Raw genomic sequence first — 16,134 nt, forward strand, 5'->3', positions numbered from 1 at the left:
CAACGACAGCGCATTGCCTATTAGATAAACTTCATTTCCGTAGCTTTGTGAATCAAGGAGGCCGAATTGCTCACGGAGAATTTTTGTAGCAGATTTCGCCGATGACTTTCCACAGTCAATGGGCTGATAAACATCAATTCGCCAATTTTGGGCGTGGTATAGCCTTGTGCCATCCATTTAAGTACCTCGCGCTCTCTTTCTGTAATCTTTGGAACAGAATCTTGCTGATTACCTTGTAATATAAAGTTCATTTCGCGGCTGAGCACCTGTTCACCCCGATGAACGGAATGTATACCTTGAATTAAGTCTTCGGCAGAGACATTTTTGAGAAGATAACCCAGAGCTCCCGCCTGTAGCATACGAAGGGCGATGCTGCCTTCATTGAGGTTGCTGATCGCAATAACATGGGTATTGGGATAATCCTTTTTTATGATTGCAGTGGTATCGATACCATTCATGCCGGGCATGTTGATGTCGACCAAAACAATATCGACAGGGTGGGTTTGAAGAAAAGCTAAAGCATCAGCCGAGGAGGTAAATGTGCCCAGTAAAACGATGTCTGCGCTGTTCTTCAAAATAAATTCAAATCCATTCAGTACGAGTGGATGATCGTCTACGATAATAACTGAAATAACCTTATCCATGTATATTAAGTTGAATATGGAATGATGCGCCGTTTCCTACTGCTGCATCAATCTCTAATTGTCCATTTAAGATGTCGACCCGGTTGCGAATGTTGGAAATACCAATCCCTTCCTTGGTCATTGTTGTATGCTGGGGATCAAAACCCTTGCCGTTGTCCTCTACGTTCATATGGAACTTATCCGCCACCTGACTACATTGTACCCACACCTGCGAAGCTCCGCTATACTTTATGGCATTGGTCAGTAATTCCTGCAAAATGCGGTACGCCGCAATCAGAAAATCTTGCGGGTAGTGTTCTTGTAGGTTTGAAGCCTGAAAATCGACCTGAAGTTTGGGATGTGACATGGCGTTGCAAAGATCTCTGAGGGCTACTTCAAGACCCATATATAGCAACGACTCTGGCATCATATTGCGTGCTATCCGCCGGAGTTCGTCAACGGAATGATCCAGCTGTTCAATAATTAGATGTAGATCCATCTTTTTTCCGGCTTCTTGATGAGGATTGGCATTTGCCGCAAACGCCGAAAGTTTTAATTTGGTACTTGCCAGTATTCCGCCCAATCCGTCGTGCAGATCCCGTGCGATGCGACTTCGCTCTCGTTCCTGTCCCTGTAGCATCGCATTATAAAGATTCAATTTTTCTTGTTGCTTGCGGTTTTTGATTTCCTTCTCTAAGAGCATCTCTTTTTGAGTGGACAATTTTTTCTTGTTGCGAAATGCGGTGTACCAAGTGAACGAAAAAAAGGATAAAATAAGCATAGCGAAAGCAAGAACACCGACCCACATGCGTGTCCTTTGAAGGGCAATCTGATGCCCTTGGTTCTCTGTTTTTATACGTAATAGTTCCTTTTCTTTTTCTGCCGTCTGATATATTTTTTCCAGTTCCATGATTCGCGCATTACCCTTATCCTGATAAAGGGTATCGGACAGTTTTTTGTGCGCTTCGTACCAGTGGGTAGCTTCTCGCCATCGTTCCAATTTGACGGCTGTGGTCGCGAGGTTATCATATACCATTTGCTTGTTTCTGAGGGACTCTTTGTTTTGCACGTAAGGAAGTACGGCCAATAGCTTGTCCAAGGCAGCATGATATTGTCCCGCTTTTTGTAACGCACTGAATTGATCAAAAATAATGGATGCCGTCATATCCTTATTTTGCTGTCTTTTGGCAGCAGCAAGTCCATGTTCAAAATGGATATTAGCCTTGGACATGTTCTTTTCTGCCGCCCAATAGCTTCCTGTCACGGTGTGGTAAATGGGTATATAGGATGAATTGGGAATACGGCGACTTATTTGCTCAGCCTTATCGAGTCGTTTTTTTGCTGTTATAGCATCCTGCCGAAACAATGCATTGCGGGCAGCATTGACATACAATGTGAAAAGCTGTTCATCGGAATCTTTTCTGGCCTGTAGCAGATGAAAAGCCTTCTCATAGTATTGTTCGGCTTTGCCATATGCCTGGAGATTCATCAGCAACATCGCAACATTCTGGTAATTATTGCCCAGCAGGATATTGTCTTGAAGCTGTTCCGCTATCGGTATCACTTTATTGAGCAGCACATGTACATATTCATCCGACTTTCCCTCGCGCTGAAGTAATGCGCCATAACTTCCCCAAAGCCGAGCACGGTGCTTCTGCGCGGAAACGTTATTTTTCTGATCGATTTTTTTAAGCTGATCTTCAGCCCGTAAATAAAGCTGTTTCGCCAGTAAAGGGGCTGAGTCAAAGTAGACCGAAGCGCGGTAGAAATAGGATAGTCCCCTATAGTAGCTGGATTTTTGCATGGGGCCTAATACCTGTTCGGCTTCTGCGATGTACTTGAGCGCTTGGATACTATCGTAATCACACCAGAAAAAGCTCAATTCATACAGGGCTTGGGCCTTGCGCTCCTGATCGTCCACACGCAGCAGTTGTTGATATAGGCTATCGCTATAGTGCTCAAGTTGATTCTTTTGCTGGCCAAGGGCATTGAAGCGTGGCAGTGCACAGAGCACTGCGATAAATAGTAACATTTTATGCATGCACGGGAAACAGAATATTGATTTCTCAAAATACAAAATAATTCTTATTACCGCCAAATCATCTGTCCATCAGCGCTTTCAATTCTGTCTTTTCCTTTCCAGATGACAGGAAGGACTTCGGAAGCACTATTGGTTTCTAAACCAACATCGTGCTGCTTACCATCATTCGGAATAATTTTTAAGTCCCATAGGTATCCAAGTGTTCCCGTAGACCGATAATTGGTACCAATCAATAGGTATTTTCCATCCGGTGAGAATGCTGGCATCGATTCTTTAAAATTGCTTGAAGTGACCTGCTTGAGGTTATTTCCGTCTACATCCATGGTGTAGATATGGTTGCCGATGTTGAGTGCAAATTGTGTTCCCGCTTGGTTGACCGTCAGCTTGCCCCAGTCCTGATAGTTCATTTCCTTCACCAAGGCTCCGGAGTTATAAGGGGGAGCAATCTTTATGATATACTTTCCATGTGTCAAGACAATGTTATTTCCTGGTAGCCATACCCGCGATTCGTTGAAGCCCAGCCGTTCACCATTAATGTCTACAATACGTGCGACAAATTCGCCGTTTCGCTTTAAAATGGTCACCCCGTCCTGAAAGTCATTTGACGTTACCAGGATTAAGCTGTTGTCGGGGGATAGGTAGCCTTTGCAGTAGGAGTTTCCAGCAGGGCTGTTATAAATAAATTCTTCGACGATGTTTCCGCTGTTCATAGCACTGATCGTAAACTTTACATCGTACTGGCCTAATGTGCTTGCATTTACAGCGGTTAGTTTCCATTTTCCATCGCGTGAAATATCGAAATTATTCAGCTTTGAGTCGTCTGGTATAAAAGATCCACCGACGCCGTCGGGTAAGCTCATCTTCAGCACCCCTTCAGTCGCCCAGTCGTAATAAATCGTTCCCTTCAATGCAGCGGGGTAAGTGCTCGATCCGTTACCATTTTCCACACTGTCCTTTGAGCAAGAGCTGACAATCAATAAAGTAAATAGCTGTACGGCTATGCAAAATAACTTTTTCATCGTTCTTTTCTTTTGGTATAATCCAAAATTACACGGTTGATCATTTTAAATCAATCCACGAAAACTAGGGTTTTATTTAAAATACGCGTCAACTTATTTAGTGCAGGCGCATCATCATCGATTTTGGAGAAAGCATTTTGTCATACGAAAAATACGAAAACGTTATAGTTAAAGAACGAAAACGTTGTAGTTAAATGTTGATAACTTCAAAGTATGATGTGTTGGAACGGATCGCTAAAGGTCGGAGGTGTCCCGCTAGGCACTTTTTTGACCGAAATGTTCGTTATTGAGACAAAGTCGCAATTTTTTGATACAATATCGTCCTGTTTTTCTAATTCCTAATCTTCACTTTTACAATTAAGATTCCTTGAATCAAGGAAGCCAATTATAAAATTACTGATTCATCTAAAGTGAGTATTTCTTTATGAGAAACAATTGTAAACTAAAACAAAATCTGTTTTATGGTTTTGCCACCAGCAAATGGCTACCCTGTTCCTGCCTGTGGTGTCTTGTCGCTTTATCGAGTCCTGCTGCGATAGTAAGGGCCAATGTACCCGTTTTAAAGGCCTTGGACAAGGCTATCCAAAATCGTGAGATTACAGGTAAAATTACAGATGATACCGGCCAGCCGCTAGCTGCCGTGACTGTCAATGTGGCTGGTAGCAACGTAAGCACCGCTTCAAAGGCGGATGGAACCTATACCATTACCATACCTGTCGCAAGCAAAACGTTAGTATTTACATTATTGGGATACAAGAGCAAGGAGGTCGACCTAACAGCAACTAACGTCGTCAATGTGGAGCTAACATCTACCACGGGCGAGTTGGATGAAGTGGTGGTGGTGGGCTACGGTACCATGCGTAAAAAAGACCTAACGGGCTCGGTGACACAAATCCATCCGGATCGCATTGCTAATGAAAACCCCAAAACTGTACAGGATATTTTGCGTGGCTCGGCAGGACTGAATATTGGCTATGATGCTTCGGCCAAAGGGGGCGGTTCTATTGAGGTAAGGGGTAAACGGTCGGTATACGATAGTAACAGCGGACACAACAACCCCTTGCTGGTGCTTGATGGGATGATTTTCTATGGTGAACTTTCTGAAATCAATCCGGATGACATTGAGCAGATTGATGTATTGAAGGACGCTTCCGCTGCAGCTATCTATGGGTCAAAAGCGGCCAGTGGCGTAATTATCATCAGCACAAAAAAAGGGAAGCAGGGCAAACCGACCATCAATATGACGATGAATGCTGGTGCAACACAGTTGAGTGAATACCGCAAAAGATTCAGCCCAGATGCCTATTTGCAGCACCGAGAGGATTGGTATACCAAAAATACCTACGGCGTTAATCCCACGACGGGCTTATATGAGGCTTATCAGACCCGGGATGCTAAGGGTAACCTGACGGTGCCTTATGGCTTTTACCTCAATCCAGGGCAGCTACCGGCATCCTTGTCGCTCGATGCCTGGCGTGCGCAATCGACCAATGAAAGTGGCGAATCTGACCGGAGTATCTGGGGCCGCCGTTTGGGGCTGCAAGGAAATGCGCTGCAGAACTTTCTGGATGGAAAAACGGTCGATTGGGCCGATCATACCTTTCGTACGGGCTTTAACCAAGATTACAACGCTAGCATCAGCGGAGCAAGCGACCGGGTGAACTATTACCTGTCTATGGGCTACCTCAAGAATGAGGGCACTGTCGTGAGCGATACTTACAAGGCTGTGCGGGCCAATATGAAAATCAATGCAAAGGTGACCGACTGGCTTGAGCTGGGTGCAAACGTTAATTTCCAGGACCGCTCGGACGGGAATATAGATATCGATATGGATCAAATCCTGCGCAACAGCCCGTACGCAGATTATGCAGATGCCAACGGCAATCCGCTGCAATATCCGCTTAGCGAACAGTTCAGTCAGCGGGGGTACAATTATGATTTTCAGAAGAAATACCTAGAGCTGGACAAAGGATATTCGGTGTTTAACTCTATTTTCAATGCTAAAATTAAACTGCCCTTTAATATCACGTATTCATTTAATGCTTCGCCACGCTTGCAGTATTTCCATGACCGTTACTTTATGTCGGCCGAACTACCGGGTTCCAATCCGGCAGATCGTGGTGCAAACCGCGAGCAAACGAAGCGTTTCGACTGGTCGCTCAACAACACCATCACTTGGGAACAAACCATTGCGGATAAACACCGCCTGATGGTAACTTTGGTGCAGGAAGCTGAGGAACAGCAATCCTGGAAAGATCGCATTGAGGCACGCAATATCCTACCTTCGGATGCCCTCGGCTTTCACAATACCAAAAATGGATCAAAGGAAAACAGCAGCTTTGATAGCTACGATACCCATCAGACAGCGGATGCCTTATTGGCCCGTTTATTTTATGCCTACGATGACCGCTATATGCTCACGACGTCTATCCGACGGGATGGTTATTCAGCTTTCGGTACTTCCAACCCCTATGCGACTTTTCCTTCTGTAGCCTTAGCCTGGAACTTTACCAAAGAAAAATTCTTTGACTGGGGGAATGTAATGGATTACGGTAAGTTGCGCGTTTCATACGGTAAAAATGGAAACCGGCAACTGGCCGATCCGAATCTAGCGTTGGCCAACCTGTATTCGGGCAGTGGCAAGATGCATGGCTACCTCAACTCGGCCGGCGAACTGGTTCAATACCGCTACCTGATGGTGGATCGGCTGGCCAATCCAAACCTGCAGTGGGAAAAGACCACAGCCTGGAATTTTGGTCTGGACTTCGGATTTTTAAAAAATCGCATTTCAGGAACATTGGAGTACTACCTGATGCAAACCCACGACATGATCATGGAGCAAAAGCTACCCAATTTTACAGGATTTGGAAGTATCACCACCAACCTGGGGCAGGTGGACAACAAAGGAATTGAACTGACCTTAAACACCGTCAACCTGAAGAAAGAAAAATTACAATGGTCGACCTCCTTCAATTTTGCCTACAATAAAAATCAGATCGTGCATCTTTACAAGAACTACCAAGATGTGCTGGACGCCAATGGAAATGTGACCGGCCGTAAGGAAATGGATGAAATTTCGAACAATTGGTTTATCGGACAGCCCATTGGTGCCATCTGGAATTATCAGGTGACGGGGATCTGGCAGGCCAATGAGGCGGCCGAGGCGGCTAAATATGGGCAGGCGCCTGGTGATCCCAAAGTAGCCAATGTGTATACCGCAGATGATGTTGTGAACGGCGATATCACAAAACCTGTATATAATAATAATGACAAGGTTTTTTTAGGGCAGACGGACCCACGTTTCCGTTGGTCGATGCGCAACGAGTTTATCCTGTGGAATGACCTTAGTTTTTCTTTTAATATCTATTCGGCGATGGGGCACAAAAGTTTGTCGGGCAATTACCTGAATAACGATGATGACGGCGGACGTATGGCTTATGGACTGGCTAATCTGCCCGCAAAGGAATATTGGACACCGGACAATCCGACCGATCGCTATGGCCGTATTGAGGCTAAGGGACCGATCGGTGCAGAGGGTGCAGCGCAGCTATACGACCGCTCGTTTATCCGGCTCGACAACATCTCGGTAGGCTATACATTGCCAAGACATCTGACCTCCAAATATAACCTCAACCGGGTGAAGCTGTATGGTACGGTGCGGAATGTGGCAACCTGGACGAATGACTGGGAATACGGCGATCCAGAGACAGGATCCTGGGCCTCAAGGGTATTTACCTTCGGTGTGAATTTATCTTTATAACCTGATTAATTGTGATGTACATGAACAATATACGAAACAAATCCAGAAACCTGGGCAAGGGTATAGCCTTTTTGCTTGCCAGTACACTAGCGATAAGCAGCTGCTCGAAAGAATTTTTGCAGCCCGACCCGCTGTCAATTTATTTACCAAATGAAACGTTTAATACCGAGTCTGGTTTACTTTCAGCAATGGCCATCTGCGACCGCCATCTTAAGGGGTATTGGGCCACAGATCATAACGAGATGCTGACCCTAGGTACAGAGTACATCTTTTCTGAACTAATGGTGGCCAGCAATACGGACAAACGCAGCATGATGGCGGATGTGGCCAATATGCTGACACCGACCAGTGACAACTCCAGCTTACAGAATCTCGACCGATCTAACAGCCTATGGTATCTATGGCAGGAAACGTATAAAGGGATCAGTTATGCCAATACCATTATCAAGTACGTGGATCAGGTTCAGACCCTGAGCGAGCAAGATCGGAATGCTTATAAAGGACGGGCTTATTTCCATAGGGCTTTCCGCTATATGGCATTGGTGTTTGAGTATGGCGATGTTCCTTTGGTGACGACAATCATCGATGTGCCCAAACAGAATTACCGAAGTACCAAGCGCGATGCCATTTTGCAGATGATAACCAAGGACATGGAATTTGCTGTCCAATGGGTACCGGATCAGAAAAATATGAGCCTGATCGGTATGATCAACAAAGGGGCCTGCCGCATGTTGCTGGCAAAATGTTATCTGGCCATAGGGGAGTACCAAAAGGCCAGAGAGCAAACCGATATCCTGATTGACCAGTCGGGCTATGCTTTGATGACTGAAAGCTTCGGTACATTTAATGATGGCGGGGAAGGGCAGACCTGGCCTATTACGCGTAATGTGATCTGGGATATGCACCGACCTGAAAATAAATTGATCGCCAGCAACCGCGAGGTGATCATGGGAATGCCCAACCGGGGTGCCGATGCGGAGTCTTTTGTGAAAATGCTCACCATGCGGATCTTATATCCCTTTGTGTTCGACTCGCGGATACAAACGACCGATGGGAAACAGGCTTTGCTGAATATCAAACGCAACAGTGGGGATTACAATGCAAAATATGATTACATGCGGGCCTTTGGTCGCGGTATTGGAACTTTTCGACCCACTTCTTTCCAGTCCCAGGGGGTATGGGCGGTCAACGGAAAGCAAGATGAGGGCGACCTGCGCCACAGTTCGAAGGTAGGAAACTGGGTACGCATGGAAGATTACAAGGTCAACAATAAAGCTTCCAAAGATTTTGGTAAACCACTTTTACTTAACGATCCAGCGACAGGGAAACTCCTTTGTAGCGATACCATCCGTCGCTGGTACGATGTGCCCCATTATAAATTTTTTCTGGATGACCCAGTAAGCGAGGCCAATATCAGCGGTTCGGACGGTTCGCGGGGGGCTACCAACGGTAGCATTGCAGATTGGTACCTCTATCGCCTGGCAGAAGCCTATCTCTTGCGCGCCGAAGCCAAGTATTATATCAATCCGTCTGATGGAACTATTAAAGATGACTTAAATGCCATACGTAAGCGGGCAAAATGTACGCAGCTCTATGATGGGCCAGTGACCATTGGAGATATTATGAATGAAAGGGCTCGCGAGCTCTACTGGGAGGAATGGCGTAATGTGGAATTGAAACGGGTATCGCTTTGCCTGGCACGTAGCGGCAAACCGGATGAATGGGGAAATGTATATAATCTGGATAATTTTGATAAACAAAGTGGCACAGATGCCAGTGGCGGTAGCTACTGGTATCAACGCATTGTGCATTATAGCTTATACAACAAAGGCATCATTCATGTCAATGCAACAGGCCTAAGTGATATTAACTATACCATGGATAAAAAGAATATGTATTGGCCAATCCCCAATGTAGCGATCACTTCGAATATTAAAGGACAGTTAAAGCAAAACTATGGCTACGATGGTTACAATCCGGCTACGCCAGTATGGGATCAATGGGAGGATGCTGTTGCGGATGAATCTAAAGTGGAATAGCACCCAGAGGGCCCAAGACTTTTGTGCATTAGCGCAATAAGTTGGGAATTTTTTAATACTTATTTGATAATTAACATCATTTTATATATACATAAAACTCATTCATATGATAAAGAAGACCCTTTTATTTTTATTGATCCTTCCAGTTCAACTGCTAATCGCACAGTCGAATCTGGTAAGTTTTCCGGCCGAGGCAGATCCAATGGAGGTCGGACATCGCATCGCGCATCGTTTTATCGCGGGCAAACATATGCTACATGCCGGTAAATGGATCAGCTATCCGGAGACCTTTTATTGGACCGGTGCAATTAACTATGCGCATGTAACAAATGATGCAAAGTTGATGCAAGCAATGAAAGATCGATTTTCCAAACTCGTATCGAGCGAGCCACAGTTGCTGCCACCGAAAAATCATGTAGACTTAAATATGTTTGGAAGTCTGCCTTTGCGTCTCTACCAACTGACTAAGGAGGGAAGTTATCTCGACTTGGGCTTGCCCTACGCGGACACGCAATGGCAGGTACCAGAAAATGCGGGGCAGGAGGCTAAAAACTGGGCTCAGCAGGGATACTCCTGGCAGACCCGGATGTGGATTGACGATATGTACATGATTACGATTGTACAGACGGCTGCCTTTAAAGCAACGGGTGAGTCAAAATATCTCGACCGCGCGGCGAAAGAAATGGTGCTTTATTTAGATAAATTACAACGCCCCAACGGATTGTTTTACCATGCACCTGATGTTCCTTACTATTGGGGACGTGGTAATGGCTGGATGGCCGCGGGTATGACCGAATTGCTGCGCATGCTTCCGAAAGACCATGCTGACCGGCCCCGTATTTTGAAGGGCTATCTTACCATGATGGCGAGTTTGAAAAAAGAGCAGCGCAAAAGTGGCATGTGGAATCAGCTGATTGATGAAGCTGACTGTTGGGCAGAAACTTCGGGCTCGGCAATGTTTGCTTATGCGATCATAACCGGGGTAAAGCACGGCTGGTTAAATGAAAAGCAATATGGTCCCGTTGCCCGAAGAGCTTGGCTGGCGCTTGCAAAATATGTTGACGGGCAAGGAGCGGTATCAGAAATCTGTGTGGGTACCAATAAAAAGAACGATAAACAGTATTATTACGATCGCCCTCGACATACGGGCGATTATCATGGGCAGGCGGCCTATATGTGGTGTATCAATGCGCTACTGGAAACCAACGACAATTTGTCGTTATACTAAAGTTTCGGTATTTTTGAACCACACGCTATCCATTGTGGACAGCATAAAGTTTAAGCTGACGGCAACCAAGTTGCCGTCAGCTTTTCTTAAATGTCTACTCATATACGTATGTTTCAAAAGAAAAATATCATCACGATACAACATCCGGAATCCGTGCATCATACGAACGGCATGATTGGTTCTTGGAATGATTGGCCATTGACGGAAAAAGGGATCCAACAAGCGGAAAATATCGCTGCTAATTTAAAGCCGGAATTTCGGGATACGAAGTTTTCTGTGTATACCTCACCGCTCAGCAGAACATCACAGACCGCCGATATCATTGGAAAACAATTTAATGTCGTTCCCCAATCGGCAACCGCGCTAAAAGAACGTTACCTTGGACGAGCGGTGGGGCAATCGGTTCAATGGCTTAAAGACAATATCGAGGCGGAAGAACGATCAATCTACGACAAATGTTTTAGTGATGCAGAATCCAGATTTGACGTATGGCAAAGGATGATTCCCTTTTATGAAACGATAATATCTGGTAATGAAGAGAATATCATCCTTGTTTCGCACGGAGATAGCTTAAGTATCTTCAATGTCATGTGGCTTGGATTGCCGGTGGAAAGTCTTCAAACAATGGATTTATACGGTGTCAGTGGAGGGGTTTCCTTTCTTTACCATACAGCAGCCGGAAAAAGGGTGATTAGGAAGATGAGCGATACTTCGTATTATAAAAACAAAGCGATATGAAGGGGCCATCTCCTGAAAACATCAAAGCGGTATTTGATACTTATTATTCCGTCGACATTAAATTTTGGGTTGAATTTGCAAAAGTGGTGCAACGTCGGAGTTTTGCGAAAAATGAAATCGTGAAGGCATACGATAAGACCGAAAAGTTTATCAACATTCTAGTTTCGGGTTCGGTAGGACATTTTGTGCCTTATCAGCATAAAGACATCTGTATCAATCTATATTATGAAAACCAGCTATTCAGCGATTACCTTTCTTTTATTTCACAGAGACCGACTGTCATCAAAACGGAATGCCTCGAAGATACAGAACTTTGGTCGGTAAGCCATCAGAATTTACAGGAGCTCTATGCAAAGTCCGACCGATCACTTCTTATCGGGAAAGCGATTTCGGATATCATGTTTACAGCTAAGCAATCTGAGCAAATTAATTTGCTGACTTTGTCGCCCACCGAACGATACCAGAAACTGATTACAGAACGACCCTATATCTTTCAGCGTACACCGCTTAAAATTATCGCTTCTTATCTGGGTATAGCACCGGAGAGCCTGAGCAGAATAAGAAAAAAGATTTCTTAACTTTCGTCAAGTGTTTTTCGTTTCAATGCAGTTATTTTTGGGCATTGCAAAAAAGCTATACATATAGGATGAAAAGAAAAATCAATTATTGGGCCGTTATTGTTTATTATATTATTGCCATCGCATGCCGCTATTTGACCAACAAAACTGAATTACTACATGCCATCGACAATCCGTATTTAAAATCCATCCTAACAGGAATGGGGCCTGCGCTTGGAGCTGGGATTGTGTTTGTGACTTTCAAGATAAAGCCCATACTATCACTCAAAGGAAACTATAAGAGTCTCCTTTTTCCGATTACGTTATATTGGACATTTCCGGTACTTTTGATCAGCACGGTGTCTTATTTTTTAAAAGGTACTATTCCATATTTAACTGTTTTTACTGTGCTTATCTACGGTCTGCTGGAAGAAATTGGATGGCGGGGCTTTCTCTATCAGGAGTTTAAAGCATTAAAGCCTATCTACAACATAGTGCTGCTGTCATTACTATGGTTTTTATGGCATCTCAATTTTGATTTTACGCCGGTTCAGTTCTCATTTTTCGCCATTTTGGTGTTGGGAAGTTGGGGAATAGGTAAAGTCGCCGATGCAACGGGGTCACTCGTTGCTGTCAGTGCATTTCATTCCCTCAATAATTTCTTTCCCGGTATAAACGCCAAAAGCGGCGCAATTTTAGGTATTCTTCTACTTGTTTGGGTGATTGCTTTGGTGGTTCGAAAAAAGATGAAACTGGCGGCATCAGTGTATAAAGCCAACTGACATGTTTCAGTTGGCTTTGAACGTAAAGGATTGTAGAGCTCCCTATTTGGAAATCTTACTAAAATCGAAAGGAATCTGGAGGCTATCACCTGCCACATTTGCTTTCAATTTCTCACCGTCCCGCCAGTAAGAAATCTTTTTTGGGAACGGAAGCGAGTCATTATTGCATTCGAACAGGCCATCTTTCATCATGGTCATGGTAAATGCGATAAAATCTTTCTCATCAGGCGTTTTAACCCTTAAATTCCAGTTACCATCAGATTTTAGCAACTGCATGGTTTCCTGATGAATGGTATCCATGTTTTGCAATGTAAATGCAAAGCCTACATATTCAGAATCGGTCAGTTTCTTCCAATATTCAAAGGTCTTTTTATCTTTGGCTTCGTTGGTGCGCTGCCATTCTCCTACAAGCCAATCGAAATTTTCGGACGGCTCACTTTGACTTCCCACGCACTGTATGAACAGCGGAAGAAACGATAATAATACCCATACCCTGGTTAATTTTAACATGTGATATTCGGTTTTTAAAGGTTTGTCGACTAGTCGATCGTAAAATATGTATGAAATGCCAAGTTGAATGACCGTATGCCCATATTACATTAAATTTAATAAAAAATTAGCAGTCCTGAAAGTAGTTGATAATTAAACTGTTAATTTAGCTTAATGTTTGTTAAATCTCTGCTATTTTATGCTAAAAGCTATAGATAATTCGTTATTTAGGTATAAATGGAAGCATGATGATTTCTGATTTTATAAAAAATAAGCATCTGGCCAATCGAGCGGGATTTGGAATGAGCCTTCAGCAGATTACGGATTTTGAACAGCAATCTCCCAAAGCAATATGGAATGTATATGCGCAGGCGCGTCCATTCCACCCGATCAGTTTCAGTTCGGAGCAGCGGGCGGTTGACTATACGACTCTATCTCAATTGAATGCTTCAGATAAAAAGCTGGTACAGCAGCTCAACCGGAAGCGTAATATTGAAATCAATCTTAATTTTCTTGAGGCAATGGTGCATGGTGAGGACCAGCTCAGGGAGAAAATGGCTTTTTTTTGGCATGGTCACTTTGCGAGCAGGGTCATCAATGCCAATTTTAGTGCGCACATCCTCAATGAAATCAGAGAGCATGCCCTAGGAAATTTTCGGGACCTGCTATTTGCCGTTTCTAAAGCCCCAGCTATGCTCAGCTTCCTAAACAACCAGCAAAATAAAAAGGGGCATCCGAACGAAAACTTCGCGCGGGAAGTGATGGAGCTCTTCACAATGGGACGAGGTAATTATACTGAATTGGATGTTAGGGAGGCCGCGCGCGCCTTTACAGGTTGGTCTTACGATAAGGATGGTCAATTCTTGGTACGCAAAAAGTTTCATGACACCGGCAGTAAAACATTTTTGGGGAAAACGGGAAATTTTGATGGAAATGATATTTTGGATAGTATATTGGAGCAGCCAGTTACAGCCCAGTTTATTACGCGAAAGCTATACCGTTTTTTGGTTAACGAACAGGTGGATGAGGAAATTGTCTCTTTACTGAGCCGTGATTTCTATCATTCAGGATATGATATCAGGCAACTTGTCAACAGCATATTTACGGCGGACTGGTTTTACGATGTTAAACATATAGGCAACAAAGTAAAGTCACCTATAGAACTTATGGCTGGTATTATGCGCATATTACCCATGGAGATCGCGTACCCGGAAAACCTTATTATTTATCAGAAATTATTGGGACAGATGCTTTTGTATCCGCCTAACGTGTCGGGTTGGCCGTCGGGAAAAGCATGGATAGACAGCTCTACCTTGTTGCTCCGCATGCAGCTGCCGCAGATATGGAGCGGATTGCGGCCGCTCGAACTTGATGTCCATAATGACGATGACCTCGACATGGGGCTGAAACAGTCGAGGGCGCTTGCAAAAGCCTATAAGAATCCAAAAATTTCCATTGACTGGTCCACTGTAGAAGTTACTTTTGGGGGGAGAGACCCTTTTCGTATTTTGTTGCAGCGGCAGATATCCTTTGAAAAAGCATTACGGGATGAATATGACAGTGAAAATATTCGACTGGCAATTATTGAAGCCATGAGCACTCCCGAATATCAGCTTTGTTAACCGTTAGAACGACTACTATGATTCTTAAACGAAGGCAATTTCTCAAAGCGAGTTCACTCGCGTCGGCATCGCTACTGTTGCCTAATTTCTTAAAAGCCCTATCTTCGTCCCCTGCGCTGGAAAATCGGAATAAGGTATTGGTGATATTACAGCTCAGCGGAGGAAACGACGGGCTTAATACGATCATTCCGATCCGTAATGATATTTACTTTCGCGAGCGGCAGACGATTGCCATCAATAATGCGCTGCGGCTCACGGATGAAGCGGGTATTCATCCGGCGTTGCCATTTTTTAAAACGCTTTTTGATCGTGGGGAGCTGGCTGTGCTTAATAATGTCGGTTATCCCGATCCAAACAAATCGCATTTTCGTAGCATGGATATCTGGCATAGTGCGAGCCGAAGTGATGAATACTTGGAGAGCGGCTGGATAGGGCGCTATCTTGATCAGGCCTGTTACGACTGCGACCATCCTACGAAAGCTTTGGAGGTGAATGATATGCTTAGCCTCGCGCTCAAAGGAAGGCATCAAAAGGCATTCGCATTTAAAGATCCCAAAAAGCTTTATCAGACAAGTCGTGAAGCGTATTTTAAAAAGCTGTATCAGGAACATCGGCATCAGCATGAAGACGAAACAGTTGCTTATCTGTACCAGACGCTGGGGGATACCCTCAACAATGCCGATTATATCTTTGAACAGAGCAAAGCCAGAAAGACTGCAGCGACGTATCCCGACTCGGAGCTTGGGAAGGATCTGAAGACGGTCTCTTCGCTGATTAAATCGGATATCAATACGCAGGTTTATTATTTGCAGATCGGTAGTTTTGATACGCATATCAACCAAAATCAACGGCAGGAGAGCCTATTTCGCACGATCAATGATGCTGTAGAAGCTTTTGTAGCGGATTTAAAGCAAGATGGGCTTTTTCGGCATGTTATGCTCATGACTTTTTCGGAATTTGGCCGAAGGGTGGCACAGAACGCGAGCAATGGCACCGATCACGGTACCGCCAATCAGCTTTTCTTGGTCTCGGGCGGATTAAAAAAGCAAGGATTACTAAATGATTTGCCGGATCTGACCCAACTCAATGAAGGGGATCTCCAGTATGCCGAAGATTTTAGAAAGGTGTATGCTACCTTACTTAAAAACTGGCTTGATGCGGATTCTGACAAAATATTAGGCTGGAAAAATGGGATTTATGATTTTATATGAAATCTACTCTGTATGAAACATAGTA

Annotated in this window: 12 protein-coding genes; 8 read left to right on the top strand and 4 right to left on the bottom strand. The window is 44.3% G+C overall.

What is annotated here, in order from left to right; all coding sequences use genetic code 11:
• Positions 1–20 precede the first annotated feature (20 nt).
• From VXM68_RS14790 to VXM68_RS14800, 3 genes are read right to left on the bottom strand one after another with little or no spacing between them, the layout of a single operon-like run.
• Complete coding sequence (locus tag VXM68_RS14790) at positions 21–644, bottom strand: response regulator (protein ID WP_367209192.1); 624 nt, start codon at positions 642–644, stop codon at positions 21–23.
• On the bottom strand, positions 637–2,655 hold the full coding sequence (locus tag VXM68_RS14795; protein ID WP_367209194.1) for a sensor histidine kinase: 2,019 nt from the start codon (positions 2,653–2,655) through the stop codon (positions 637–639). Before VXM68_RS14795 ends, VXM68_RS14790 begins: the two co-directional genes overlap by 8 nt.
• Before the next feature lie 56 nt (positions 2,656–2,711).
• A complete protein-coding gene (locus tag VXM68_RS14800) occupies positions 2,712–3,683 on the bottom strand; it encodes a TolB family protein (RefSeq protein WP_367209195.1) in 972 nt (323 codons plus the stop codon).
• Positions 3,684–4,107: 424 nt separating this feature from the next.
• Between VXM68_RS14800 and VXM68_RS14805 the strand changes: the two genes are divergently transcribed.
• The 6 genes from VXM68_RS14805 to VXM68_RS14830 all read left to right on the top strand — a co-directional run bounded on the left by VXM68_RS14805 (position 4,108) and on the right by VXM68_RS14830 (position 12,787).
• Positions 4,108–7,443 carry a SusC/RagA family TonB-linked outer membrane protein gene (locus VXM68_RS14805; protein ID WP_367209196.1) on the top strand — a complete coding sequence of 1,112 codons (3,336 nt, stop codon included), beginning with the start codon at positions 4,108–4,110 and terminating at the stop codon, positions 7,441–7,443.
• Positions 7,444–7,463: 20 nt separating this feature from the next.
• Positions 7,464–9,482 (top strand): RagB/SusD family nutrient uptake outer membrane protein, encoded by a 2,019-nt coding sequence (locus VXM68_RS14810; RefSeq protein ID WP_312363469.1) that lies wholly within the window; start codon positions 7,464–7,466, stop codon positions 9,480–9,482.
• 106 nt (positions 9,483–9,588) lie between these two features.
• Positions 9,589–10,710, top strand: coding sequence for a glycoside hydrolase family 88 protein (locus VXM68_RS14815; protein WP_294186537.1), 1,122 nt, complete (start codon positions 9,589–9,591; stop codon positions 10,708–10,710).
• Between the two features lie 108 nt (positions 10,711–10,818).
• Positions 10,819–11,448, top strand: a complete 630-nt coding sequence (locus tag VXM68_RS14820) for a histidine phosphatase family protein (protein ID WP_367209197.1) — start codon at positions 10,819–10,821, stop codon at positions 11,446–11,448.
• Positions 11,445–12,026, top strand: a complete 582-nt coding sequence (locus VXM68_RS14825; RefSeq protein WP_293952552.1) for a Crp/Fnr family transcriptional regulator — start codon at positions 11,445–11,447, stop codon at positions 12,024–12,026. Before VXM68_RS14820 ends, VXM68_RS14825 begins: the two co-directional genes overlap by 4 nt.
• Before the next feature lie 68 nt (positions 12,027–12,094).
• On the top strand, positions 12,095–12,787 hold the full coding sequence (locus VXM68_RS14830; RefSeq protein ID WP_367209198.1) for a CPBP family intramembrane glutamic endopeptidase: 693 nt from the start codon (positions 12,095–12,097) through the stop codon (positions 12,785–12,787).
• 42 nt (positions 12,788–12,829) lie between these two features.
• On the opposite strand, the gene VXM68_RS14835 is transcribed toward VXM68_RS14830, so the two are convergent.
• A complete protein-coding gene (locus VXM68_RS14835; protein WP_293952556.1) occupies positions 12,830–13,297 on the bottom strand; it encodes a DUF6265 family protein in 468 nt (155 codons plus the stop codon).
• A gap of 224 nt (positions 13,298–13,521) precedes the next feature.
• Here VXM68_RS14835 and VXM68_RS14840 point away from each other — a divergent pair, with 224 nt between their 5' ends.
• A complete protein-coding gene (locus VXM68_RS14840; protein WP_367209200.1) occupies positions 13,522–14,898 on the top strand; it encodes a DUF1800 family protein in 1,377 nt (458 codons plus the stop codon).
• A 17-nt stretch (positions 14,899–14,915) separates the two neighbouring features.
• Complete coding sequence (locus VXM68_RS14845; RefSeq protein WP_367209201.1) at positions 14,916–16,109, top strand: DUF1501 domain-containing protein; 1,194 nt, start codon at positions 14,916–14,918, stop codon at positions 16,107–16,109.
• The last annotated feature ends 25 nt before the right edge of the window (positions 16,110–16,134 follow it).

This window comes from Sphingobacterium sp. R2, assembly GCF_040760075.1.
GTDB lineage: Bacteria > Bacteroidota > Bacteroidia > Sphingobacteriales > Sphingobacteriaceae > Sphingobacterium.

Coding starts and splice junctions, on each gene's coding strand:
- VXM68_RS14790 (WP_367209192.1), bottom strand. CDS start 644: ATGGATAAGGTTATTTCAGTTATTATCGTAGACGATCATCCACTCGTA.
- VXM68_RS14795 (WP_367209194.1), bottom strand. CDS start 2,655: ATGTTACTATTTATCGCAGTGCTCTGTGCACTGCCACGCTTCAATGCC.
- VXM68_RS14800 (WP_367209195.1), bottom strand. CDS start 3,683: ATGAAAAAGTTATTTTGCATAGCCGTACAGCTATTTACTTTATTGATT.
- VXM68_RS14805 (WP_367209196.1), top strand. CDS start 4,108: ATGAGAAACAATTGTAAACTAAAACAAAATCTGTTTTATGGTTTTGCC.
- VXM68_RS14810 (WP_312363469.1), top strand. CDS start 7,464: ATGAACAATATACGAAACAAATCCAGAAACCTGGGCAAGGGTATAGCC.
- VXM68_RS14815 (WP_294186537.1), top strand. CDS start 9,589: ATGATAAAGAAGACCCTTTTATTTTTATTGATCCTTCCAGTTCAACTG.
- VXM68_RS14820 (WP_367209197.1), top strand. CDS start 10,819: ATGTTTCAAAAGAAAAATATCATCACGATACAACATCCGGAATCCGTG.
- VXM68_RS14825 (WP_293952552.1), top strand. CDS start 11,445: ATGAAGGGGCCATCTCCTGAAAACATCAAAGCGGTATTTGATACTTAT.
- VXM68_RS14830 (WP_367209198.1), top strand. CDS start 12,095: ATGAAAAGAAAAATCAATTATTGGGCCGTTATTGTTTATTATATTATT.
- VXM68_RS14835 (WP_293952556.1), bottom strand. CDS start 13,297: ATGTTAAAATTAACCAGGGTATGGGTATTATTATCGTTTCTTCCGCTG.
- VXM68_RS14840 (WP_367209200.1), top strand. CDS start 13,522: ATGATGATTTCTGATTTTATAAAAAATAAGCATCTGGCCAATCGAGCG.
- VXM68_RS14845 (WP_367209201.1), top strand. CDS start 14,916: ATGATTCTTAAACGAAGGCAATTTCTCAAAGCGAGTTCACTCGCGTCG.